Here is a 24,445-nt window from a genome sequence, read left to right as displayed (position 1 = left end):
AATAATATAAAATAAAGTGTGGTTTTTGTTAAAAAAATATTGCCAAAGGTAATTTTAAATTATGAAATTTTCAATTTTGAATCGTAAATTTGGACTATGAAAAAAGATTACTATAACGTTATCGGAGTCATGTCAGGAACTTCGCTGGATGGAGTCGATTTGGCACATATTCAATTCTGGATAAAAAATGATAGATGGACATTCGAAATCCTGGAATCCGAGACTATTTCTTACGATTCGAATTGGATTTCTATCTTAAAAACTGCTGTAGATTACACCGAAAATCAGCTAGTGGAGCTGAACAAAAATTACACACAATTACTAGCTTCGATCATCAATGTTTTTATAAAGAAATATGCGATCCATAATTTAGACGCAGTCTGCTCCCATGGACATACGATTTTGCATCAGCCTCAAAACGGCTTTACGCTTCAGATTGGGAATCTGCCTGAAATAGCCAGATTAACACAGCAAAAAATAGTCTGCGATTTTCGTGTACAAGATGTGCAATTGGGTGGTCAAGGTGCGCCGCTGGTTCCTATTGGAGACCGAATATTATTTCATGAATACGATTACTGTATGAATCTAGGCGGTTTTTCGAACGTGTCTTTTGAAAAAAACAACAGCAGGATTGCATTTGATATTTCAGCGGTCAATACGGTTCTTAACTTTTATGCCAATCAATTGGGGCTGGATTATGACAACAAAGGCCAGATATCCCGAAGTGGACAATTGAATACTGATTTGCTGCATGAATTAAATTCATTACCTTTTTACAAAATCCTCCCGCCAAAATCATTAGGTTTTGAATTTGTTAAAGAAGTGGTTTTGCCAATAATTGAAAAATATTCTATTTCTACAGAAGACAAACTGCATACATACACCGAACACATTTCCGTTCAGATAGCATTTTCCTTAAATAATTTTGAAACCTCAAAAGAAAAGAAAAGAAGCATGCTGATAACCGGAGGCGGTGCCTATAATGACTTCCTGATCGAAAGAATCCAGTTCTATATGCCCAAAATGGAAATTATCATTCCTTCACCAAAAATTTTAGAATTCAAGGAAGCGTTAATTTTTGGTTTATTAGGTGTTTTAAAAATGCGTGACGAAGTAAATGCATTGCAAAGTGTAACTGGTGCTCAACATGACCATAGCTCAGGAGTGATATTTGAAAAACTAGAAGATATTTTATAAAAATAAATAATGGAATATTCTTCCGTTTCTGCTGTAAGTGATTTTTTACTACGGTCATTTTTTTAATATAAAACAGCTAACGATAACGTTGTAATATGCATATTTAACAAAACAAAGTATTCTTATGGTGTGATTTATAATAATTTAGCATTATTTTTGCCCAAAAAACAAATTAATATGATTGTTAAAAAAATAGCACTAGGGTTTATTTTTATGGTTAGCATTTTGTTTTCTTCTGAAGCAAATGCTCAAAAACAAATTGTATTTGAAGGGGTAACTCTTCCTAGAACAATGAAATTTGAGGGCAAGACTTTACAGCTTAATGGAGCAGGATCCAGATCAAAAATGTGGGTAGAAGTGTATATCCAAGCCTTATATTTAAGCCAGCTTTCGCAAAACCCTGTAGAAATTATCAATGACAACTTAGAAATGTCAATTCGTATTGAAATTACTTCGGCATTAGTTTCATCTGGTAAATTAACAAGAGCATTACATGCTGGATTCGAAAAATCTGCTGGTGCTGATTTTGATAAGTACAAACCAAGAATGGAATTGTTAAAAGGTTTTCTGGCCGATGAAATTACCAAGGGAGATGTTTATGAATTAACTTACAATCCAGCCGATTCATCAGTTTGGATTGTTAAAAATGGAGAACTCAAAGGAAAAATTCCTGGATTTGATTTCAAAAAAGTATTTTTCGGAATATGGCTGGGTGACAGACCAGTGGATGATGAACTAAAAAATAGCTTGTTAGGCATATAACACAGACTTTTTTAGAATTTCAAAAACAATTTAAATACCACAATTACAAGATGAGCATGAATTAGAGTGGCTGCCAATACCAATACCATCATGCTCGTTTATTTAAAACCGAATGGTTTTATTATTATTAATTCAAATGCCCCAAAACAAAAGTGCTTTATTTAAGGCACTTTTTTTTTATAAATACCTCAAAAAAAATAAATTAACCAATACATATTTCTCATTAAACCTTTTATATATTTGTGAAAAATAAATATATCACAACAATATGAAAGATTTATTAAAGAAATTTGAAAATAAAGCTCCCGAAATAATTTTTAACTGGAAAGATTCCGAAACCGAGGCCGAAGGCTGGACTGTGATAAATTCTCTTCGTGGAGGTGCAGCAGGCGGAGGAACCCGAATGAGAAAAGGTCTTGATATGAATGAGGTTTTGTCATTGGCAAAAACTATGGAAGTAAAATTTTCGGTTTCTGGCCCAGCTATTGGCGGGGCAAAATCCGGAATTAATTTTGACCCAAATGATCCTCGAAAAAAAGGGGTTTTACAACGCTGGTACAAAGCCGTCTCCCCTTTATTGAAAAGCTATTATGGAACGGGCGGAGATTTGAATGTAGATGAAATTCATGAAGTAATCCCAATGACCGAAGAATGCGGTGTATGGCATCCTCAGGAAGGGGTTTTTAATGGTCATTTTAAACCGACAGAAGCTGATAAAATCAACAGAATAGGCCAGTTGCGTCAAGGTGTTATCAAAGTGATCGAAAATCCTAAATTCTCTCCAGATGTGACCCGAAAATATACTGTTGCCGATATGATTACAGGTTATGGAGTTGCCGAGGCGGTGCGCCATTTCTATGATATTTACGGAGGCTCAGTAAAAGGGAAAAAAGCCATAGTGCAGGGTTTTGGAAATGTGGGTTCAGCCGCCGCATTCTATCTAGCCGAAATGGGTGCTAAAATCATTGGAATCATTGACCGGGACGGAGGATTGATTAATGAAAAAGGTTTTACTTTTGAAGAAATAAAAACTTTATTTCTTGCCAAAGACGGAAACAAATTAGTTGCAGACAGCATGACTCCGTTTGAAGAAATCAATCAAAAAATATGGATGATAGGTGCCGAAATATTCACGCCTTGCGCCGCTTCGAGATTAGTAACCCAGAACCAGATCGAGAGTTTAATTGCTAATGGGCTCGAAGTAATTTCCTGTGGAGCGAATGTGCCTTTTGCCGACGCTGCAATTTTCTTCGGCCCAATTATGGAAGAAGTTGATCATAAAGTAAGCTTAATTCCTGATTTTATTTCTAATTGCGGGATGGCGAGAGTTTTTGCTTATTTCATGGAAAAAAAGGTGCAGATGACGGATGAGGCAATTTTTCATGACGCATCCGAAATCATAAAAACAGCTATTGAAAAAACCCATGCCTTAAACCCCTCCAAAACAAATATCAGTGCAACTGCTTTTGAAATTGCATTGAAACAATTAGTATAACACATTTATACCATAAGCTAAGCGGATCAATAGATATCGAAAATCTGATTTGATCCGTTTTTTTTGCTGTTTCAAAAGGTTTAACATCTTGGCAGTTTTTTATTCTTGACAATTTTTAGTACTTTTCAACGTTTTTTACAAGTACACTTTTAAATTCAAATTCCACAATGAGTTCTATACTTTCCAGTGACCAAAAGAAATCATTAATCCTATCCATACTAATTTATGCATCATTATTGCTGCTGTTGTTTTTCATCCGTTTTTGGCCACCTTCCAATTTGGAAGAAATGATGGCAAGCGGAGGAGGGGGCGGAGGCGTTAGTATAAATTTTGGCGATAGTGATTTGGGATCGGGCAAAAATACTCAAAGTGAAGTCTTGAATGTCCAAAACCAGACCAAACAGACTCCTGCCAAAAGCACTCCGCAGGAATCCATTATATCACAGGAAAATTCAACCGAAGAAAGTGCGGTTATTCCGCAAAAAGAAAAACCTAAAAAACAAGAAGCTGTTGTCAAAGAAACGCCAAAACAAGAAGTTGTAAAACCAAAAGTATCTAATTCTACGAATGATGCTTTGTCCAGCATACTAAAAGGTTCTAAAAAGGGAGGTGATGGTGACGACAAAACTGCCGGTAACAAGGGAAAATCCAACGGAAGTTTAACTGCAACCGGTTATTACGGCACAGGCGGGTCAGGCGGAGGAACCGGTGGTGGTAACGGAACCGGAACTGGTATAGGCAATGGCAGCGGTTACGGACCAGGAAGTGGCTCAGGATCTGGTGGCGGGACCGGTGGTTCAGGCTATTCGCTTGGCAACCGAAAAGCACTTTCTAAACCTGCCCCAAAATATACTTGCAACGAATCCGGTAAAGTGGTTGTGGAAGTTTCTGTAGATCGAAATGGAAATACCATTAATGCGACCCCAGGAATAAAGGGGACAACCAATACTGCAAAATGCTTATTAGATCAGGCGCGTATTGCTGCTATGAATACCAAATGGGATGCAAGCTCCGATGCTCCGGTAAAACAAACTGGTAAGATTATTTATAATTTCAACCTGAACTAGTTATTAAAAATCAGGCTGATTGAAAGAGTTTAAAATAAAAAAGAGTTTTATCAATACTATACTCGAAAAATAACCAGCATACAGCCCTCACAAAAGGTCAATTCTTTTTATAGCATCTGTTTGCTGATGACTTTGCGTTGAAGCCATGCTTCATCAGTTCGCTATCTCAGATACAGCGGTCAGCAGTACTGAAGCTGATCTAATGCAGAAAGTTTCTGCTTTGTTTTTGGAAATTATACTGAAAAACCCTTTCGGTTATAAAACTGAAAGGGTTTTTGTGTATTGTAAAAATCTGTAATTCTAGTTTTCCATGTATGCTTCAATCGGCGCACAGCTGCAAACCAGATTTCTGTCTCCGTAGGCATCGTCAATACGACGTACGGAAGGCCAAAATTTGTTGTCAGCGATGTAATCCAATGGGTAAGCTGCTTTCTCTCTTGTGTATGGTAAATCCCAAGAATCAGAAGTTAACATTGCCAGAGTATGAGGAGCATTTTTCAATGAATTGTTTTTGTCCTCGGCCGTTGCTTCTTCAATTTCCTGTCTGACAGCAATCAAAGCGTCGCAGAAACGGTCTAACTCAGCTAAATCTTCAGATTCAGTTGGTTCGATCATTAATGTTCCGGCTACCGGGAAAGAAACCGTTGGAGCGTGGAAACCGTAGTCCATCAAACGTTTTGCGATATCACCAACTTCGATTCCGTTTTGTTTGAATGCACGGCAATCCAAAATCATTTCGTGGGCCGCTCTTCCGCACTCACCAGTGTAAAGAATTGGGTAGTGTCCTTCGAAACGCGCTTTCATGTAGTTCGCGTTAAGGATAGCGTGTTCAGTAGCACTTCTCAAACCTTCAGCACCCAGCATAGTGATGTATCCGTAAGAAATCAAACATACTAAAGCAGATCCGTAAGGAGCAGAAGAAATAGCTGTAATTGCCTGTTCGCCACCAACGTGTAACACAGGGTTAGATGGTAAGAAAGGAAGTAATTTTTCGTTTACGCAGATTGGTCCAACACCAGGTCCGCCGCCACCGTGAGGGATGGCAAAAGTCTTGTGTAAGTTCAAGTGACAAACGTCAGCACCGATTGTAGCAGGGTTTGTTAAGCCTACTTGTGCATTCATATTGGCACCGTCCATATATACCAATCCTCCGTTATTGTGAATCAATTGAGTGATTTCGATTATAGTTGATTCATAAACACCGTGAGTTGATGGGTAAGTTACCATTAAACAAGACAAATCGTCTTTGTGTTCGATAGCTTTTGCTCTCAAATCCTCAACGTCGATGTTTCCTTCCGGAGTAGTTTTTGTAACAACAATTTTCATTCCCGCCATAGCTGCAGAAGCTGGATTTGTTCCGTGGGCAGAAGAAGGAATCAAACATACGTTACGGTCACCTTCGCCACGGGAGATGTGGTAAGCTCGGATAGTCATCAAACCTGCGTATTCACCTTGAGCACCAGAGTTTGGCTGTAATGTGGTTCCTGCGAAACCAGTGATTATGCTTAGTTGGTCTTCCAATTTTTTAAGCATAGTGATGTATCCTTCTGCTTGTTCAATAGGAGCAAATGGGTGAATGCTGTTCCAATTTGGCATTGATAGAGGCAGCATTTCAGATGCAGCGTTCAATTTCATTGTGCAAGAACCCAAAGAAATCATAGAATGGTTCAATGATAAATCTTTACGCTCTAATTTTTTGATATAACGCATCAACTGGCTTTCAGAATGATGGTTATTGAAAACTCCATGAGTCAAGAAAGAAGAAGTTCTTTCCAATGAAGAAGGCAATTGAGATGCAGTTGACAATTCAGAAACTGTGAAGGCTTCTTTACCTGCAGCTTCAGCGAAAATTGCGATGATTTGGTTAACATCAGAAATTGAAGTAGTCTCGTTGAAAGAGATTGAGATAGTTTCAGCATCAACATAGTAGAAGTTTACTTCGTTTCTTTCAGCGATAGCTTTTACTTTTTGGGCATCAGCTTTAACCAAAATAGTGTCGAAGAATGCAGTGTTAGTTTGGTAAACTCCCAATTTGTTCAAAGCTTCTGCAGCAGTTACTGCCGATGCGTGAACTTTGTCTGCGATATATTTCAAACCTTTTGGGCCGTGATAGACAGCGTACATACCGGCCATAACCGCCAATAATACCTGAGCGGTACAGATGTTTGAAGTCGCTTTTTCACGTTTGATGTGCTGCTCGCGGGTTCCCAAAGCCATACGCAAAGCACGGTTTCCGTTAGCATCGATAGATACACCGATGATACGCCCCGGCATTGAACGTTTGTATTCTTCTTTGGTTGCGAAGTAAGCGGCGTGAGGCCCGCCGTAACCCATTGGAATTCCAAAACGCTGCGTAGTACCTACAACTACGTCAGCTCCCATTTCTCCGGGAGAAGTTAAAGTAGCTAAAGATAAGATGTCGGCAGCGACAGCAACTTTAATTTCGTTTGCTGCAGCTTTAGCGATAAATGCAGCGTAGTCATTAACTTGTCCGTATTTACCGGGATATTGAAGGATTGCTCCGAAGAATTCTGTAGAGAAATCGAAAGTTTCGTGGTTTCCAACTACCAATTCGATTCCCACCGGAGTAGAACGCGTTTGTAGTACAGATAAAGTCTGCGGAAGGATTTCTTCAGAAACGAAGAATTTGTTTATGTTGTTTTTCTTTTGGTCACGAGAACGAACGTCAAACAACAGAGCCATAGCTTCAGCAGCAGCGGTACCTTCGTCAAGAAGAGAAGCGTTGGCGATTTCCATCCCTGAAAGTTCAGTAACTACAGTCTGGAAATTAAGGATAGCCTCCAAACGTCCTTGGGCAATTTCAGCCTGATAAGGAGTGTAGGCAGTATACCATCCCGGGTTTTCAAAAATGTTTCTTTGAATTGGAGCAGGAACAATCGTTGGGTGATACCCTAAACCGATGTATGATTTGAAAACTTTATTCTTTTTGCCTAATTCATGAATATGGTTTGCGTACTCATATTCAGTCATTTCAGGGTCTAATTGTAAATCTTCTTTTAAACGAATTCCATCAGGAAATGTTTCATAAAGTAATTGCGTCATATCATTAACGCCAATTGTTTTGAACATGTGTTCAAGGTCAGTTTCTCTTGGCCCAATGTGTCTTAAAGCAAAAGCATCTGTTTTCATTTGTAGCTGTCTATTTTTAAAAAAGAAATGTAATCTGCAAAATATATTCTTTGTTTAAATCAAGTTTACACAAGGATTATTACATTTTACAGTAAATGTGTTGTTTTTTTGTGGCGCAAAATTAAGTATTATTAATAATTTAATGGGTATTTTTAACTTCAATTTTTATGAAATTTATAACTAAAGAGTTGATTTGTTAATAATTAATTAGATTTACGAAATGAAGCTATTGAAACAGCTATTGAATTTTTACCTGAACAGCAGCATTCATGTGGCTTTGTCCTGTTTTGCATTGGTTCAGATTACGTTTCATGTATTTCGTATCCCGCATGATGAGGCAATGGCATTATTCGTGTTTTTCGGAACAATTGTCGGTTATAATTTTGTGAAATATGATGCTTTGGTTCGTGTCAATAAAAGAATTGTCAGGAAGCAGCTGAAGATTATTGCGGTTTTGAGCTTTATTTCATTTTTCCTCGTGGGGTATTATTTTTTTCATTTAAATCGGATTACACAAACTGTCGCTGTTGCGATTCTTGCGATGACGGCACTTTACACTTTGCCTTTTTTTCCGAATAGGAGAAATGCCCGAAACTGGGCAGGTGTAAAAATTTACATAGTCGCACTTTGCTGGGTGGGAGCAACCTTGGTTTTGCCTTTTATTAATGCAGAAGTTCCTTTTTCTTCTGATTTTTTTATAAAATGTATTCAGCGGTTTATTTTGGTTTTTGTACTGATTTTGGTTTTTGAAATTATTGATTTGGCCAATGACGATCCGCATCTAAAAACGGTTCCGCAGATGATTGGTGTAAAAAAGACGAAACTTTTAGGTTTTTTATTGCTGGTTCCATTCTGGTTTTTGGAGATTTTTATATCGACATTCAATTATCATGATGCTGTTATAAATCTTATTATGGTAATTATGCTGATGTTGTTTATATATTTTGCAAATACAAACCGATCCAAATATTATACTTCATTTTGGGTCGAAGCAGTGCCGATTTTTTGGTGGCTGATGGTTGTTTTTTTATAAAGTTGCTGAGTTTCTTAGTGACTAAGATTCTAAGTTTTTTTTAAATCAAAAGATAAAAAAGTATGATTTTGGTGAATACGTTCACTAAATTTATACTAAAATTGGTGAATAGGATAGTTTTTTGGTGGTGACCTAGGAAAATTTCAGGGAGTTTTTGAAATGAAAAAAAACCGAAGCGTTTCTGCCTCGGTTTTTATAAATGACTAAGAAGTCTAATAATCTAGAAATCTATAAAAGACCCGCTCTTTTCAGCAAAGCATCTGGTTTAGGTTCTTGTCCTCTGAAGCGTTTGTACAATACCATTGGATGTTCAGTTCCTCCTTTTGAAAGTACATTTTCTTTGAATTTCTCGGCGATTTCTTTGTTGAAAATTCCTTTCTCCTGAAAGTATTCAAATGCATCAGCATCGAGGACTTCTGCCCATTTGTAGCTGTAGTAACCCGAAGAATAACCTCCTTGAAAAATATGTGAAAAGGCAGTACTCATTGCATTTTCCTTTACATCCGGATATAATTGTGTAGAGGCGAATTGTTCGGTTTCAAAAGTTTTGACATTGGTAATATTGGTTGGATCCTGACCGTGCCAGCCCATATCCAGTAATCCAAAACTCAATTGACGCATCGTTGCCATTCCTTCCTGGAAACTTGCGCTTTCCTTGATTTTTTCGACATATTCCTGCGGAATAACTTCTCCGGTTTCATAATGGTGTGCGAACAAAGCCAATGCTTCCGGCTCGTAGCACCAGTTTTCCATAATCTGGCTTGGCAGTTCCACAAAGTCCCAATAAACTGACGTTCCTGATAAATTAGGATACGTTGTATTGGCTAACATTCCGTGCAATCCGTGGCCAAATTCGTGGAATAAGGTGGTTACTTCGTTAAATGTTAAAAGCGATGGTTTGGTTTCTGTTGGTTTGGTGAAGTTGCAAACGTTGGAAATTTGCGGTCTTTCGTTTTTACCGTCTTTTACATATTGCGATTTAAAAGAAGTCATCCACGCCCCGTTTCGTTTTCCTTTTCTTGGGAAAAAATCGGCGTAGAAAACAGCAACCAAATCATTGTTTTGATCTTTTACTTCGTAAGTGGTCACTTCTTCATGGTATTTATCGATGTCAAAGACTTCGGTAAAAGTCAATCCGTATAGTTTTCCGGCAATAGTGAAAGCACCATTCAATACTTTCTCCAATTGAAAATATGGTTTCAGTTTTTCGTCATCCAGGTTGAATAACTGCTGTTTTAATTTCTCTGAATAGTAAGCTCCGTCCCATTTTTCAAGCTGTTCTATTCCGTCCAATTCTTTCGCGAAAGCTGATAATTGTTCAAATTCTTTTTGCGCTGCAGGTTTAGCTTTGGCCAATAAATCATTTAAAAACGATTTTACTTTCTCTGGACTTTCGGCCATGCGTTCTTCTAGAACAAAATGAGCGTGCGTTTTGTAGCCCAAAAGATTGGCTCTTTCAAAGCGGAGTTTAGCAATTTTTAAAACAATTTCCTGATTGTCCAATTCGTTATTCTGAAAACATCTGGCACCAAAAGCAATCGCCATTTTTTTACGCAATTCGCGGTTGTCAGAATAAGTAACAAACGGAAGGTAGCTAGGATGATCCAACGTGAAAATCCAGCCCTCTCTATCTTGTGCTTTCGCCAATGAACGGGCTGCTTCGATTGTTCCTTCAGGTAAACCAGCCAAATCTTTTTCATCAGTCAGGTGTAATTCGAAAGCATTGGTTTCGGCCAAGGCATTCTCGCCAAATTGCAGGCTCAATTTCGATAGTTCTTTGTCTATTTCCCTTAATTGGTTTTTCTTTTCCTCAGCTAAATTGGCTCCGTTTCTGGAAAAACTTTTGTATTGTTTGTCCAAAAGTGTTGTCTGTTCCGGGTTTAAATTCAAAGTTGCTCTTTGGTCGTAAACCGTTTTTACTTTGGCAAATAAATCGGCATTCAAACGAACGTCATTTCCAAACTCAGATAATAGAGGTGAAACGTCTTGAGCGATTTTTTGCATTTCGTCGCTCGTTTCAGCTGAATTTAGATTGAAAAAGATGTTCGAAATTCGGTCTAAAGTGTCTCCGCTGAACGATAAAGGTTCAATTGTGTTTTCAAAAGTAGGATTTTCTGTATTGTTAACAATAGTGTCAATTTCGGCTTTTGCTAAACTAATTGCTTCTTGAAATGCAGGAAGATAATCCTCGTTTTTTATTTTGGAAAATGGCGCTGTGTCTAGCTTAGTGTCAAATTTTTGAAGCAGTATATTCATAGTTTAAGAGTGTAATTTGTTACAAATAATAAGCTGTCATGTTTTATGTTATAGATTCTAAAAGTAAAATTTGTTAAAAAAATTTAATACCAATGTGTTATTTGTCGATTTTTTGTGTACTTTTGTCGAGTAATTAATTTGTTATAATAAATTAATTCAGTCAAAAATGATACTCTTTTTGTTCCAAATCAAAAGAAATTATATTGATAACGCTAAATTTCCCCAAGTTTAGAATTTTACAGTATTGAAAAAGCTCCTTTTTTAGGAGCTTTTTTTTATTTATTCAGGTTTTCAGAAGATTTGTAAACAGCTTCCTTAAGTCCTTCTTTGTATGAAATAATTTTGTCTAAAATAATTTTATCATTGCTTCCAATAATCTGCGCAGCAAGAATTCCAGCATTTTTTGCTCCGTTTAAAGCAACTGTTGCCACAGGAACACCGCCAGGCATCTGTAAAATAGATAAAACACTGTCCCAGCCATCAATTGAGTTGCTTGATTTTACAGGAACTCCAATTACAGGCAGCGGTGACATCGAAGCTACCATTCCTGGCAAATGAGCCGCTCCGCCTGCTCCAGCAATTATTGCAGAAATACCCCGATTGTGAGCATTTTTACTGAAATCGAATAATTTCTCCGGTGTTCTGTGAGCCGATACAATATCTACTTCTGTTTCGACTCCAAATTCTTTTAATATATCTATGGCATCCTGCATTACCGGCATATCCGATATGCTTCCCATTATGATGGCTACTTTGCTCATTTGTTTTTTTATTTATTTTAGTTCTGGAATCATATTCCAAATGTCAATATTGAATTCTATTTCTAGGCTTCTAATGAATTTAAGTTCGTTTGGATTTTTTTGAGTCAATTTTTGAAAATATATTGTTGGATTTTCATAATAAGTTATTAATTCTTTACATAATTCAATATATTTTTTTCTTTCAACAGATAAATCATAATCATCTAATTTCAATAACTTTACTAGATGTTTTGCTTCAATATCATTTTCGTCTTTGGCTTCAAAAAGCTTTAAATCTTTATTGTAAGAGATTCTGTCTTCGAAATCATCATTCAACGGAGATAAGACAGGTTGAAAATCTGCCCACTTGTTTGATTTTTCTTTATTCCATTGTGATTTGCAAAGAAAAAGATTCAAATAGTTGTTTCTTTCGTTATAATCTTTTGAAGGATTAAAATGGTCGATATCTTTTTGGTCGGTTCTGCCTAAATAAGTTTCTGTATAGGAGCAAAATCCCTTTTGTTCTTTGAAAAGTATATCTCGAAGATTTGAATTGTCTCCATCTTTTATGTATTCAATATCTTTTGCTAAAGAATTAGGGTGTTTGGTTTGCTTTCTCATTAGAATTTATAGGCATTGGCTAATGAAAGAATTTCTTCTAATAATTTATCTTTTTCAACATCATTTTTTTCAGTAGCTAAGAGCTTTTTTAAATTTCTATATCTTTCAAATGCTTTAACACCTTCTTTATTCATTAAAAATTCTAATCCAAAATCATTTTTTAATATATCATTTGGGTCATCGCCAATGGGTGATTCACCTCTTCTTACCGCCACTTTTCCTTCTTCATTAAAATAAAGAATAAAACGCTCGTCTGCTTCAAATGATGCGGCAATAAATGGTGAATGAGTTGCTACAATAAATTGTGCTTCTGGAGCCAAATTTTGATAATATTCCATTAAATCCATCTGCATATCAGGATATAAAGAACGTTCAGGTTCGTCAATTAAAATAATTGAACCTTTTGTGTCGAATTTGTATAGTGGTAATAATAAGGATATTAATAGTTTTGTTCCTGTGCTAAGAGAATTTATTGGTATAAAGATGTCATCTTTGGTCTGCTTAATGTTTAAGAACGATGAGGGATTGTTAATATCAACTTCTAAATTTAATTTTTTTAAAACATCATTAAATTTTATTGCAAATTCTTCATTTGGGTTTGGATTTTCTTTTCTCCAAATGTTTAAATCATTAATAATTTCATTTATATCTGAATAGTTAAAAATGTCAGAACTTTTTTTCAAGAGTTTTTCACGATAATCAATAAAATCATTCAATAAAAATCGGTAAATTTCTTTGTAGTTATTTTCTCCGAGTTTAAACTGATTGTAATTTTCTAAAAGAGAATTTTTATCTTTAAAATTTAAAATTTGTAAATCATCTGGGTTAAGAAAATTAATTACTTTGTTTATATTTAATTCTGATGGGAAAAATATTTTTTTAGTTAAATCATTAGTTTTTAGTTTTTTTTCAACAGAATAATTTATTAATATTTCTTGATTTTGGATGCAAAATTCTTCAGTACTATCATCAAAAAAAACACATAAAAATGCTTTTAGCTTTTCTAGCGATGAGTGGTGTTTAAATTCTTCTGGATAGTCAATATATGAGTTGTTATGAGTTTTAATATCTATTAATTCCAACAAACTAGTTTTTCCAGTAGCACTTTGCCCAATAAAGCATATTTTATCCAAAGGCTGTCCTCTTTTTTCTTCAATATGGAAATCTTCAGGATAAGTAAAATCAAAATCCAGATTCTCTAAATGCCTAAATTGGTCGATATGTAATTTGGAGATTTTCATTTATTGAGTTTTTACAAATTTAATTAAAAAATAAAACAGTGTAAACTGAATTTTACTGACCGCTAATCACTCTAATCGTATTCTTAACATCGGCTGCGATGCGTCTTGCTTCGGCCATGTTTTCATTGACAATTGTAACGTGCCCCATTTTTCTAAAAGGGCGTGTTTGTTTTTTTCCGTAAATGTGAGGGGTAACGCCGTTCCATCCCAAAATAGTTTCGATGTTTTTGTAAACTACATCTCCCGAAAAACCTTCGGCTCCTACCAAGTTAACCATAATTCCGGCTACTTTGCTATCGGTGTTTCCTAACGGTAAATCCATAATGGCGCGCAGATGATTTTCAAATTGCGAAGTGTAGCTAGCCTCAATTGAGTAATGTCCTGAGTTGTGTGGGCGAGGGGCTACTTCGTTGACAAGAATTTCATCGGTCTCGGTTTGGAACATTTCTACGGCCAGAAGACCAACATGATTGAATTGCTGTGAAACATTCAATGCGATAGCTCTTGCTTTTTCTGCTACTTTGTCGTCAATCCGGGCAGGGCAGATAACGTATTCCACCTGATTGGCTTCCGGGTGAAATTCCATTTCCACAACTGGATACGTTTTTATTTCTCCTTGTGGATTACGGCATACAATTACTGCCAGTTCGTTTTTGAAAGGCACCATTGTTTCGGCAATACATTCCACATTTGGCAAATTCTCCAGATCAGCTGTTTGTCTGATGATTTTCACGCCATTACCGTCGTATCCAAATTCGGTACATTTCCAAACAAAAGGAAGTTCAATATTGGCTTCAACTAAATCGACTACCAAGTCTTTTAAGGTAGCATATCTTTTAAAAGGAGCTGTTGGAATATTATTTTTGATATAAAAATCCTTCTGGATTCCTTTGTTTTGAATCAATTTCAAGGTTTTAGGCGAAGGATATACTTTTTTGCCTTCGTTTTCTAATTTTTCCAAGGCATCAAGATTGACTAATTCAATTTCGAATGTCAAAACATCAACTTGTTTTCCAAAATTATAAACGGTTTCAAAATCCATTAAATCGCCTTGAACAAAGTGATTACAGGCAATCTTGCTGGGAGCTTCGTCACTTGGATCTAAAACGTAAGTCTGTATGTCAAATTTCCGGGTGTCAAACAATAGCATTTTGCCAAGCTGCCCGCCTCCTAAAATTCCTAATTTAAAATCAGAAGAAAAATAATTCATGTGATGGTATTTACTTTGTCTGCGCTGCACATTGCTTCGCATCTGCAAAGATACTTTTTCCTGATTGATTAAGAAAACGCTATTTTATTTTCTTCAAAACTTCTTTAGCGACAGCTTTATAAGCGGCACTATGATCAGGGAAATCTTTGGTAATTATAATTTTTAATTCGGGATGAATCCAGTCATAATGCTGGCCCAAAATATATAATGTACGTATGGAGTAAGCTTTGGCAGCTACTTTTGTATCGTTTATAAGCCAATCGAATGAGCTTTCGATAATTGTTTCCAGATGTTTTTCGGCAAGTAAGATTTCTTTTTTATTATAATGAGAGAATATTAAGAGCTGACAAATTTTTGACACGGGACGAATGGAGCTTTCGTCTTTCAGGTTTTTGATGTTGGAACAAAAAAAATCCAGATGTTCTTCCATCCATTCCAATTTTTGATAGCATACAAATTCCAGAATCCAGCAGGCTTTGGAGGAATTTTTATTTGAAACCTGAAAAGACAGCCTGACTAACTCAGGAAAAAGTTCTGGATTATGCAGGACTTCATCAGCATATTTCTGCCGGTTTTCTCTATGTCCGGTTACATAATCTAAATTTTTCTGGAATTCAGTGACCATCATTTCTGTTTTTGATTTAAAAGTACAAATCAATTTACAATTGTCAAAAGTGAAATCCTTATCTTTGCCAAATATTTTAAAACTTTAAACTGTGATACAACTACACGATAAACAATTTGTTCCGTTTATTTCAGCCAAAGAAATAAACTTTGCTATCCAAAAAATGGTTGCACAAATAGAAGACGATTTTTTTGACGAAACCCCAATTTTTATTGGTGTCTTGAACGGTTCTTTTATGGTAGTTTCTGATTTTTTAAAATTATATAAAAAACCCTGCGAAGTTTCTTTTATCAAATTAGCCTCTTATGAAGGCACATCTTCAACTGAATCTGTTAAGCAATTAATAGGTTTAAACCAGGATTTAACAGGGCGTACTGTAATTGTCCTGGAGGATATTATCGATACTGGAAACACTTTGGAAGAATTGAAAAATCTGTTCAAAAGCCAGAATGTAAAGCATTTTAAAATTGCAACGCTTTTTTTTAAGCCAGATGCCTTCAAAAAAAATATTAAAATTGACTATGTTGGAATCCGGATTCCAAATAAATTCATAGTAGGTTTTGGATTGGATTACGATGGACTAGGAAGAAATCTGCCAGAAGTGTATCAATTAAAAGAATAGATATTAAAAAATTTTAAAAATTGAAAGAGCAGTAATAAAGTCTTTTAATTTTAAAATTTTGTTTTGAAAACTAAAAATAATAAATAGGAATAAAAATTTATTGACAAAGTCTGTAAATCTTTCAATCATTAAATTTTTAAATTTTAAATTAAATTATGATCAATATTGTTTTATTTGGAAAGCCAGGAGCAGGAAAAGGAACCCAGGCAGAATTTTTAAAAGAAAAATACAGCTTACAACACATTTCTACAGGAGATGTTTTTCGCTACAATCTGAAAAATGATACTCCATTAGGTAAGGAAGCAAGAGTTTTTATGGATGCTGGAGATTTAGTTCCAGATGAATTAACTACCAAAATGCTTATCGATGAGGTAAACAAACACTTGGATTCAAATGGAATTTTATTTGACGGATACCCAAGAACAATTGCCCAGGCTGAAGCTCTGGATGCCTTTTTGCCAACCATCGGATCAAGCGTTGCAGCGACTATTGCTCTTGAAGCTGATGACAATATATTAGTAGCCAGATTGTTAGAAAGAGGTAAAACCAGCGGAAGAGTAGACGATCAGGATGAAGAAAAAATCAGAAACCGTTATCAGGAATACAATGAAAAAACCGCACCGCTAATTGGATATTATAAAAACCAGAATAAGTTTCACGCTGTAAATGGAATCGGAACAATCGAAGAAATTACAGAAAGACTTACTGCGGTAATCGATAATTTATAGGAGCATCTGCTTCGCCAGTTCGCTTTGCTCGTGTCCAGCTGTACGTTACAAGTCACAGCCATAAAAAACTATTTTTCTATGTCATAAAAGGAACAAAGAAGAATCATCCAATTTTCTCCCTGAGAGGGTTGAGGTGAGGAGTCGCTCTTTTATAACAGGAAAAATTAGTTTTTTATAGCCATGAGCTTTTCACTTCCATCTGGGCTATTAAAATAAGACTGTAAAACAAAAGGATTACATAAAATCCAATATATAAACGAATTATCTAAACATTGGAAATAGTAATAATATTTTTTCTAATACTCTTAAATGGGGTTTTCTCGATGTCAGAAATCGCATTGATTTCGGCCAGAAAAAACAGATTGGAAACATCTGCAAAAAAAGGAAATAAAAATGCCCAGATCGCATTGGATCTGGCAAATTCCCCAAATAAATTCCTGTCTACAGTACAAATAGGAATCACTCTAATTGGAATTCTTACAGGTATTTTTAGTGGAGACAAAATTACTTCCGATGTAGAAACATTCGTAAAAGGATTTCATTCACTAATACCTTATGCACATTCCATCGCAGTTGGGATTGTAGTTGTTGCATTGACCTTTTTTTCCTTGGTTTTAGGAGAATTACTGCCAAAAAGGATTGGCTTGAATTATCCCGAAGGCATTGCCAAAGCCGTTGCTATGCCAATGAAAATAGTATCAATAGTTACAGCGCCATTCATCTGGCTGTTAACTACTTCGACTGATTTTCTGCTTGATATTTTTCGAATAAAACCAACCGCAGACGGGAAAGTAACTGAGGAAGAAATCAAGGCTATCATCAAAGAAGGGACTGAAGTTGGGGAAGTTCAGGAAATTGAGCAGGATATTGTAGAACGTGTTTTTCATATTGGCGATAGAAAAATCAATTCGTTAATGACACACAGAAAATCAGTAATGATGCTTCCTCTGCGTGCCGATAAGAGTCAGGTAAGAGGATTTATGATCAAAGAACTGCATTCTATTTATCCAGTTTATAATGAAAATCATGATGATATCGTAGGAGTTGTTAATCTGAAGAGCATCTTTGCCAATGTTGATAACGATAATTTCAATCTAGCTGAAATCATGACAGATGCTCCATTTATGATGGAACAAACCACCGCTTACAAAGCTTTGGAACAATTCAAGAAAACAGGAATTCATTACGCATTAGTTTCTGATGAATATGGCGTTTTTCAAGGAATAATAACGCTGAATGATATTCTGGAGGCATTGGTTGGAAATGCATCTGATTTCTATAAAGATGATTTCCAATTAATAGAAAGAGAAGACGGAAGCTGGATGGTAGACGGACATTATTCGCTGCATGATTTCCTGACTTATTTCGAATTGGATGATCTGATAGGGGATTACGAAGTAACCACAGTAAGCGGATTAATAATGACAGAATTGTCACACATCCCAAAAGAAGGCGAAAAGCTGGTTTGGCAAAAATTTGTACTGGAAGTCATTGATATGGATGGCGTGAAGATTGATAAAGTAATGGTGAAAGCCTTAAAGGATTAAAAAAAATGGTTTAAAAGTTTAAAATTGACTTTAATGACTCGGTTTAAATAATTTAAACACGATTAAACTTTAAAAAGCAAACCACAAACAAGAGAATATGACAGAGGGAAATTTTGTAGATTATGTAAAAATTTATGTTTCTTCCGGAAAAGGAGGAAAAGGATCTACGCATTTGCATAGAGAAAAATTCATCCAATATGGAGGGCCAGATGGAGGTGATGGCGGACGTGGCGGACACATTTATTTAGTTGGGAACAAAGGGCTTTGGACTTTGTTTCACTTAAAGTTTGCGCGCCATATCAAAGCAGGCCACGGTGGTGATGGTGGAGGTGACAGAAGTACAGGTGCCGATGGTGAAGATAAGTACATTGAAGTTCCATTAGGAACAGTTGTAAAAGATAAAGAAACGGGTGAAACCCTTTTTGAAATAACAGAAGATGGTGAGAAACAGATTCTTTGCCGTGGTGGAAAAGGGGGATTAGGAAACTGGCATTTCAGGAGTTCAACCAATCAAACTCCGCGATATGCACAACCAGGTCTGCCTGGTTTGGAAATGGACGTGATCCTCGAACTTAAAGTTTTGGCAGATGTTGGTTTGGTAGGTTTTCCAAATGCTGGGAAATCAACATTATTATCGGTATTGACATCAGCAAAGCCTAAAATTGCGGATTATCCATTTACGACTTTGAAACCAAATCTTGGAATTGTTGCTTACAGAGATTTTCAATCGTTTGTAATTGCTGATATTCCAGGGATTATTGAAGGCGCTGCCGAAGGAAAAGGACTGGGACACTATTTTCTGCGCCACATCGAGCGTAATTCGACTCTATTGTTTTTAGTTCCTGTGGATACTCCAAACATCAAGGATGAGTATGATATTCTGGTAAATGAGCTGACAAAATACAATCCGGAAATGCTGGATAAAGAGCGTCTGCTGGTGATTTCAAAAATCGATATGCTGGATGATGAACTGAAAGCTGAATTAAAAACACAATTAGATGAAGAATTCAAAGGCATTCCTTATTTGTTCATTTCATCGGTTGCCCAGCAGGGATTGACGGAGCTGAAAGACAAGCTTTGGAAAATGCTGAATGAGTAAAATTTTAGATTTTAAAGTAAAAAAAGTGTTCTAGCAATAGGGCACTTTTTTTTGTATTGAATAATTCCTAAAAGTAAGTTAACAATCAATGTTTTGTTTTTGATTTTACGATAAAAAAATACTTTTCGTTGCGAAAATGACTTATATTCGCATCATCTAAAAAATTATTCAGATAAGGAATGGCATGATTAAAATTAGCAGTAATCAATTTAGAAAGCCAATCCGTATTTAAAACCAGAAAACAAATATTTATGAAAAAAATTGTGTTATTCTTGACCATGTGCCTAATGGCTTTTCCTGTGAGAGCTGATGAAGGAATGTGGTTTTTAATGTTTATCGAAAGATTAAACCATAGAGATATGGAAAAAATGGGCCTGCAGCTGACAGCCGAAGAAATTTATAGTATTAATCATCATAGTCTGAAAGATGCTATTGTCCAATTCAATGGTGGCTGTACGGCCGAAATCGTTTCAAAAGAAGGATTGGTTTTAACTAATCACCATTGCGGATACAATGCCATTGCTGAACTTTCTACTGAGGAACAAAATTATTTAAAAAATGGATTTTGGGCAAAAAATAAAAGCGAGGAATTAAAACCCAAATCATTATATGTTCGTTTTTTTGTTCGTATGGATGATGTTTCCAAAAGAATTTTATCAAAAGTAAATGATAAAATGACAGAGACAGAGCGTAATAAAATAATCCAGCAGGAAATTGCTCTAATCGAAAAAGAGAACAATGAAGGAGGTAAATATACGGTATCTGTACGTCCATTTTTTCAGGGAAATGAATATTACTATTTTGTTTACCAAGATTACAAGGATGTTCGTCTGGTAGGGACACCTACGGAAAGTCTTGGAAAATTTGGAGGTGATACTGATAACTGGGAGTGGCCACGTCACACTGCCGATTTTTCTATGTTCAGAGTATATGCTGATAAAGATGGAAATCCAGCTGAATATTCTAAAGACAATGTGCCTTTGCAGCCGAAACACCATTTGCCAATAAATATTACTGGAGCAAAAGAAAATGATTTTGCCATGATTTTGGGATATCCAGGAAGAACTAATCGCTGGATGCCAGCCGGCGGAATTGCACAAAACGTAAGTTATGCATATCCAGCTTGGGTTGAGGGCGCAAAGACAGGGATGGATAACATGAAAAAGTTTATGGACAAAGATGAAGCAGTAAAATTGAAATATGCTTCTAAATATGCTTCAACAGCGAATTATTGGAAAAACCGCCAAGGGATGATTGATGCATTGACTAAAGCAAAAACTGCTGGCACAAAGTCTAGTGAAGAGTCTAAATTTAACGCTTGGGCAAATAAACCTGAAAATAAAGAACAATACGGAAATGTTATTAGTGTAATAAATGACTATTATGTTCAAACAAATTTGAAATCACGTCACGATAATTATCTTACTCAATTGCTGCGAACTGCTTCTTATGGAGTCAGCTCTTCTGCACTTGGTAACGCATTGATTGCATATTACAAGGAAAATGAAGCCAAAAGAACTGAAATGCTTCCTAAGATAAATAGTTTAATCGAAAATTATTATGAGGATTTTTATGCTCCTTTGGAGAAAGAAGTTTTGACTGCTCAACTGAATTTGTATGCTGCAAAAGCATCAGAATATGGTTTGGCTGCGGTTATAGCTAAAATGAAAGAAAATAATAAAGGTAATTTTGCTGCCGATGTTGACAAAGCAGTTACCGAAAGTATTTTTGCTGATAAAGAATCGGTTGAGGCTTTTATGAAAGACCCAAAACCAGAATTAATAGCAAATGATCCATTGTATGTTATTTCAAATGATTTAATGACAAAATTGAGAGCGAAGTCTCCTGAACAATTAAAAGCTGATGATGATTTTGCAATTGCTTACCGCAAATTAGTTGAAGGTTTAAGAGCGTCAAAATTGAATACGATTCAATATCCTGATGCCAATTCCACTTTGCGATTGACGTATGGTAAAGTTCGTTCTTTGCCTGCAGACAAACGCAATGATGCCAAAATTAATAATTATACAACAATGGCCGGAATGGTTAAAAAGTATAAAGCAGGTGATCCCGAATTTGATCTTCCAGCTCGTCTGCTGGAATTAAATAAAGAACAGGATTTTGGTCAATATGCCGATAAATCGGGATATATGCCTGTAAATTTTTTAACGGATAATGATATTACTGGAGGAAATTCCGGTTCTCCTGTGTTGAATGGAAAAGGAGAATTAATAGGGGTTGCTTTTGATGGAAATATCGAGGCAATGGCTGGTGATGTTATTTTTGATAAAAAACTGCAGCGTACTATTAATCTTGATATTCGTTTTGTGCTTTGGATTATTGATAAATATGCAGGCGCGCAAAACATTATTAATGAAATGACAATTGTCAAATAACAAACACTGCATACCGATTTGTTAGTGCATCGCTGTCTTTATAGATATTAATAGAAACCGTTTCATTTTTATAAGTGAGACGGTTTTCTGTTATGTATATTTAATCATTATAAGTATCAAATAGAAACTGCAAAGTTTCGGGAATGTTATTGGCCTTCATTTTAGGGTATTGTATTTTTGAATCCAGCCAGTTTTCGATTATTAAATCAAAATCATTACCCACATCATACAATACGGGAACTCCCAATTTTTTTAGCGCTGCTGCATTGCATTCCTGTTCGTAATGCTTTCGGATAGGAATCGAAAGTATTTTTTTCTCGAGATATAGAGCTTCAGATGGGGTTTCGAATCCTCCGCCAGTGATAATCCCATCGCAGTTTATGAGGCTTTTATTGAAGTCTTTTTGATTGACAGGAAAATAAGTGATGTTCCTTACGGTGTGCTTAGTTTGTATGCCATGCAAAAACCAGTGAAATTTTAAATTAGGAAGTTTATTGAAAGCCTTTTCCAGGCAATCCTGTTGAAAGGAAGGCAGATAAACAGTGATATGATCTTTATTTTTGGGTGTTGCGTTTACAATTTCATCTTTGATAACGGGAGGAAAAATAAAATCATCATATTTGTCAAAATGCAAGCCGATGTGTTTTGGTGAGGGAGCATAATGTTTCAGAATCATTTCGCCCATTAGGTCTTTTTTTTCGGGTCTTGGAGTTAGCGGAGATATAAAACTTGCCTGATGGCCAAATTGCACGGAATGAGTTTTTTGCATTTTGCATGCCAGCGAAGTAATAGAATCAAAATCATTAATAACCACATCGTAGTTTTTTAGAGGCAGTATATTAGCGTCTTTATATATTTGTTTTGGCCTTACATTCTTGACAATGTCCCAGTAGTTCAAGCCTCCGCATTTACTGTAGTGCAGGCTGCATCCAGCACTTTTGAATTTTATTGGTAAATTAATATCGAGCGTTGCATTGCATCCACTGAGAAAAAAATCGACTTCACCAAATTTCTGTAAATAAGGGTATAGCTGCTGCGCTCTGCTGATATGTCCGTTACCGGTTGCCTGTATTGCGTAAAATATTTTCATTGACTGTGAGTTTTAAGAAAGAATTTTATTTACAATATCGTTCACTACTTTATCTTCTGGGGTATCAGACCCTGTGAAATGCTCCCTGTTATAATGGTAAAGACTCCATTTTTGTTTTTTGTATTCCAGCGCGGTAAGATTTTCAATCCAATCGCCACTGTTTAGGTACCATACTTTTCCGTGTTCATTTATTATTTCCTTCATTTGCGGTTTGTGAATGTGTCCGCAAATTACATAACTGTATTTTTTTTGAATGGCGACTTCGGCGGCTGTAGTTTCAAAATTGGATACGAACGATACAGCTTTTTTGACACTATCTTTTATCATTTTGGAATAACTTCTTTTTTCCTTGCCTAAAAGCTGCAAAAACCAATTGATCAGGCTATTAATCAGAATTAATAAATCATATCCTTTTCCGCCTAGTTTGGCTAGTATTTTGGCATAGCCCTGTGTTGAAGAATCAAATACATCGCCGTGAAAAATCCATGTTTTTTGGCCATCCAGATCTAGAATGAGCTTATCGACCAATTCAAAATTTCCTAAAATAAAATCGGAATATTTTCGTAAGGCCTCGTCATGATTTCCTGTGACATATATTACCCGAGTACCTTGGTTTGACATTTTTATGATTTGTCTCAGGACATTCATGTGGGATGCAGGGAAGTAACTTTTGGTAAAGCTCCACATATCGATAATGTCTCCGTTTAAAATCAATGTTTGAGGGTTTATTGATTTTAAATATTGTAATAACTCTTTGGCTTGACACCCATAAGTTCCTAGATGAACGTCACTTATAACTACCAGCGGAATTTTTCTTCGTCTTTTCATTTTTAGTTTTTACGAATGTAAAACCGTTATGTTATCCCAATGTGTTTGAAGTGTTATTTGTGTATAAAAAAAACCGTCAAGTTACTAAGACAAGACGGTAATTATATTTGAATTTAAATTGGGAAAAATATTATTTAAAAATTTCCTCTAGAATGAAATCCAATTGAGGAAACAAAGGGCTTTTTATTTGATCTTCCTCTATTAAAGGATGTAGTCCTATGAATTGATTATCTTTTAAAACATATATTAAAAACGTTTTATCTTCGGGGTTTACGATCCAATATTCTAAAACTCCAGCTTCTTCATACAAGTCAAATTTGTATTTCATTTCTTTTTTAGAATTACCAGGAGAAAGTATTTCGATAACCAAGTCAGGAGCACCAAAAGCGCCTCTTTGGTCTAATTTATTTTCGTCACAAATCACACACAAATCGGGCTGAACTACTGTGAATATTTCACTATCAATCGTGGATTTTTTTTTATCCAATAGGCGAACATCAAAAGGTGCTGAAAATAATTTACAAGAATGATTTTTGAATTTGCCCCACAATATTCCATGCAGATTACTGGCTACTTTTTGATGAGCAGTGCTTGGAGCAGGACTCATTTTGAAAAGTTTTCCTTTGAATATTTCTAACCTTTCCTGAAATCTCCAAGTTAGATAATCGGCGTAGGAATATGTTTTTTCAAAATCCAATTCGTTGATATCAGTTATCATAATCATTTTATTTACTACAA

Annotated in this window: 20 protein-coding genes; 10 read left to right on the top strand and 10 right to left on the bottom strand. The window is 35.7% G+C overall.

Annotation, left to right across the window (positions count from 1 at the left end):
* Positions 1-96: 96 nt before the first annotated feature.
* From ABEG11_RS07755 to ABEG11_RS07740, 4 genes are all read left to right on the top strand, one after another.
* Positions 97-1,197 (top strand): anhydro-N-acetylmuramic acid kinase, encoded by a 1,101-nt coding sequence (locus ABEG11_RS07755; RefSeq protein ID WP_348823593.1) that lies wholly within the window; start codon positions 97-99, stop codon positions 1,195-1,197.
* 177 nt (positions 1,198-1,374) lie between these two features.
* The gene (locus ABEG11_RS07750) at positions 1,375-1,959 is read left to right on the top strand and encodes a chalcone isomerase family protein (RefSeq protein ID WP_348823592.1); all 585 of its coding nucleotides are present in this window, start codon (positions 1,375-1,377) and stop codon (positions 1,957-1,959) included.
* 268 nt (positions 1,960-2,227) lie between these two features.
* On the top strand, positions 2,228-3,454 hold the full coding sequence (locus ABEG11_RS07745) for a Glu/Leu/Phe/Val dehydrogenase dimerization domain-containing protein (protein ID WP_348823591.1): 1,227 nt from the start codon (positions 2,228-2,230) through the stop codon (positions 3,452-3,454).
* A gap of 167 nt (positions 3,455-3,621) precedes the next feature.
* Positions 3,622-4,521: an energy transducer TonB gene (locus ABEG11_RS07740; protein ID WP_348823590.1), complete on the top strand. Its 900-nt coding sequence runs from the start codon at positions 3,622-3,624 to the stop codon at positions 4,519-4,521.
* Positions 4,522-4,821: 300 nt separating this feature from the next.
* Here the strand turns inward: ABEG11_RS07740 and gcvP are convergent, their stop codons facing one another.
* Complete coding sequence (gene gcvP / locus ABEG11_RS07735) at positions 4,822-7,671, bottom strand: aminomethyl-transferring glycine dehydrogenase (RefSeq protein ID WP_348823589.1); 2,850 nt, start codon at positions 7,669-7,671, stop codon at positions 4,822-4,824.
* A 220-nt stretch (positions 7,672-7,891) separates the two neighbouring features.
* Between gcvP and ABEG11_RS07730 the strand changes: the two genes are divergently transcribed.
* Complete coding sequence (locus ABEG11_RS07730) at positions 7,892-8,704, top strand: UbiA prenyltransferase family protein (protein ID WP_348823588.1); 813 nt, start codon at positions 7,892-7,894, stop codon at positions 8,702-8,704.
* 228 nt (positions 8,705-8,932) lie between these two features.
* Here the strand turns inward: ABEG11_RS07730 and ABEG11_RS07725 are convergent, their stop codons facing one another.
* From ABEG11_RS07725 to ABEG11_RS07700, 6 genes are all read right to left on the bottom strand, one after another.
* Complete coding sequence (locus ABEG11_RS07725) at positions 8,933-10,960, bottom strand: M3 family metallopeptidase (RefSeq protein ID WP_348823587.1); 2,028 nt, start codon at positions 10,958-10,960, stop codon at positions 8,933-8,935.
* 275 nt (positions 10,961-11,235) lie between these two features.
* Positions 11,236-11,721: a 5-(carboxyamino)imidazole ribonucleotide mutase gene (gene purE, locus ABEG11_RS07720; protein WP_348823586.1), complete on the bottom strand. Its 486-nt coding sequence runs from the start codon at positions 11,719-11,721 to the stop codon at positions 11,236-11,238.
* Between the two features lie 12 nt (positions 11,722-11,733).
* Entirely contained in the window at positions 11,734-12,321 is a 588-nt protein-coding gene (locus tag ABEG11_RS07715) for a hypothetical protein (RefSeq protein WP_348823585.1), read from the bottom strand.
* Positions 12,321-13,562 (bottom strand): AAA family ATPase, encoded by a 1,242-nt coding sequence (locus ABEG11_RS07710; RefSeq protein ID WP_348823584.1) that lies wholly within the window; start codon positions 13,560-13,562, stop codon positions 12,321-12,323. The genes ABEG11_RS07715 and ABEG11_RS07710 overlap by 1 nt, the downstream gene beginning before the upstream one ends.
* Positions 13,563-13,614: 52 nt before the next feature.
* Positions 13,615-14,772 carry a 5-(carboxyamino)imidazole ribonucleotide synthase gene (locus ABEG11_RS07705; RefSeq protein ID WP_348823583.1) on the bottom strand — a complete coding sequence of 386 codons (1,158 nt, stop codon included), beginning with the start codon at positions 14,770-14,772 and terminating at the stop codon, positions 13,615-13,617.
* A gap of 79 nt (positions 14,773-14,851) precedes the next feature.
* A complete protein-coding gene (locus ABEG11_RS07700; protein WP_348823582.1) occupies positions 14,852-15,400 on the bottom strand; it encodes a HEAT-like fold family protein in 549 nt (182 codons plus the stop codon).
* 88 nt (positions 15,401-15,488) lie between these two features.
* Between ABEG11_RS07700 and hpt the strand changes: the two genes are divergently transcribed.
* From hpt to ABEG11_RS07675, 5 genes are all read left to right on the top strand, one after another.
* Positions 15,489-16,019 carry a hypoxanthine phosphoribosyltransferase gene (gene hpt, locus ABEG11_RS07695; protein ID WP_348823581.1) on the top strand — a complete coding sequence of 177 codons (531 nt, stop codon included), beginning with the start codon at positions 15,489-15,491 and terminating at the stop codon, positions 16,017-16,019.
* A gap of 155 nt (positions 16,020-16,174) precedes the next feature.
* Positions 16,175-16,747, top strand: a complete 573-nt coding sequence (locus ABEG11_RS07690; protein ID WP_348823580.1) for an adenylate kinase — start codon at positions 16,175-16,177, stop codon at positions 16,745-16,747.
* Positions 16,748-17,019: 272 nt separating this feature from the next.
* Entirely contained in the window at positions 17,020-18,294 is a 1,275-nt protein-coding gene (locus ABEG11_RS07685) for a hemolysin family protein (RefSeq protein WP_348823579.1), read from the top strand.
* A 97-nt stretch (positions 18,295-18,391) separates the two neighbouring features.
* Positions 18,392-19,393, top strand: coding sequence for a GTPase ObgE (obgE, locus tag ABEG11_RS07680; RefSeq protein WP_348823578.1), 1,002 nt, complete (start codon positions 18,392-18,394; stop codon positions 19,391-19,393).
* 251 nt (positions 19,394-19,644) lie between these two features.
* Positions 19,645-21,789, top strand: coding sequence for a S46 family peptidase (locus tag ABEG11_RS07675; RefSeq protein ID WP_348823577.1), 2,145 nt, complete (start codon positions 19,645-19,647; stop codon positions 21,787-21,789).
* 100 nt (positions 21,790-21,889) lie between these two features.
* Here ABEG11_RS07675 and ABEG11_RS07670 read toward each other — a convergent pair whose 3' ends face one another.
* From ABEG11_RS07670 to ABEG11_RS07660, 3 genes are all read right to left on the bottom strand, one after another.
* Positions 21,890-22,879, bottom strand: coding sequence for a glycosyltransferase family protein (locus ABEG11_RS07670; protein WP_348823576.1), 990 nt, complete (start codon positions 22,877-22,879; stop codon positions 21,890-21,892).
* 12 nt (positions 22,880-22,891) lie between these two features.
* On the bottom strand, positions 22,892-23,707 hold the full coding sequence (locus ABEG11_RS07665; RefSeq protein ID WP_348823575.1) for a UDP-2,3-diacylglucosamine diphosphatase: 816 nt from the start codon (positions 23,705-23,707) through the stop codon (positions 22,892-22,894).
* Between the two features lie 130 nt (positions 23,708-23,837).
* Positions 23,838-24,431, bottom strand: a complete 594-nt coding sequence (locus tag ABEG11_RS07660) for a Uma2 family endonuclease (RefSeq protein WP_348823574.1) — start codon at positions 24,429-24,431, stop codon at positions 23,838-23,840.
* Positions 24,432-24,445: the final 14 nt, after the last annotated feature.

The organism is Flavobacterium aestuarii, assembly GCF_040049115.1.
GTDB lineage: Bacteria > Bacteroidota > Bacteroidia > Flavobacteriales > Flavobacteriaceae > Flavobacterium > Flavobacterium aestuarii.
The sequence above is the reverse complement of the archived record's forward strand: the minus strand, read 5'-3'. Positions and strand labels throughout refer to the sequence as shown.

Excerpts from the sequence above, each read along its gene's own strand:
- ABEG11_RS07670 (WP_348823576.1), bottom strand. The coding sequence starts at position 22,879 with ATGAAAATATTTTACGCAATACAGGCAACCGGTAACGGACATATCAGC.
- ABEG11_RS07745 (WP_348823591.1), top strand. The coding sequence starts at position 2,228 with ATGAAAGATTTATTAAAGAAATTTGAAAATAAAGCTCCCGAAATAATT.
- obgE (WP_348823578.1), top strand. The coding sequence starts at position 18,392 with ATGACAGAGGGAAATTTTGTAGATTATGTAAAAATTTATGTTTCTTCC.
- ABEG11_RS07750 (WP_348823592.1), top strand. The coding sequence starts at position 1,375 with ATGATTGTTAAAAAAATAGCACTAGGGTTTATTTTTATGGTTAGCATT.
- ABEG11_RS07665 (WP_348823575.1), bottom strand. The coding sequence starts at position 23,707 with ATGAAAAGACGAAGAAAAATTCCGCTGGTAGTTATAAGTGACGTTCAT.
- ABEG11_RS07730 (WP_348823588.1), top strand. The coding sequence starts at position 7,892 with ATGAAGCTATTGAAACAGCTATTGAATTTTTACCTGAACAGCAGCATT.
- ABEG11_RS07660 (WP_348823574.1), bottom strand. The coding sequence starts at position 24,431 with ATGATTATGATAACTGATATCAACGAATTGGATTTTGAAAAAACATAT.
- ABEG11_RS07715 (WP_348823585.1), bottom strand. The coding sequence starts at position 12,321 with ATGAGAAAGCAAACCAAACACCCTAATTCTTTAGCAAAAGATATTGAA.
- ABEG11_RS07740 (WP_348823590.1), top strand. The coding sequence starts at position 3,622 with ATGAGTTCTATACTTTCCAGTGACCAAAAGAAATCATTAATCCTATCC.
- ABEG11_RS07700 (WP_348823582.1), bottom strand. The coding sequence starts at position 15,400 with ATGATGGTCACTGAATTCCAGAAAAATTTAGATTATGTAACCGGACAT.
- ABEG11_RS07710 (WP_348823584.1), bottom strand. The coding sequence starts at position 13,562 with ATGAAAATCTCCAAATTACATATCGACCAATTTAGGCATTTAGAGAAT.
- ABEG11_RS07725 (WP_348823587.1), bottom strand. The coding sequence starts at position 10,960 with ATGAATATACTGCTTCAAAAATTTGACACTAAGCTAGACACAGCGCCA.
- ABEG11_RS07690 (WP_348823580.1), top strand. The coding sequence starts at position 16,175 with ATGATCAATATTGTTTTATTTGGAAAGCCAGGAGCAGGAAAAGGAACC.
- purE (WP_348823586.1), bottom strand. The coding sequence starts at position 11,721 with ATGAGCAAAGTAGCCATCATAATGGGAAGCATATCGGATATGCCGGTA.
- ABEG11_RS07675 (WP_348823577.1), top strand. The coding sequence starts at position 19,645 with ATGAAAAAAATTGTGTTATTCTTGACCATGTGCCTAATGGCTTTTCCT.
- ABEG11_RS07755 (WP_348823593.1), top strand. The coding sequence starts at position 97 with ATGAAAAAAGATTACTATAACGTTATCGGAGTCATGTCAGGAACTTCG.
- gcvP (WP_348823589.1), bottom strand. The coding sequence starts at position 7,671 with ATGAAAACAGATGCTTTTGCTTTAAGACACATTGGGCCAAGAGAAACT.
- ABEG11_RS07705 (WP_348823583.1), bottom strand. The coding sequence starts at position 14,772 with ATGAATTATTTTTCTTCTGATTTTAAATTAGGAATTTTAGGAGGCGGG.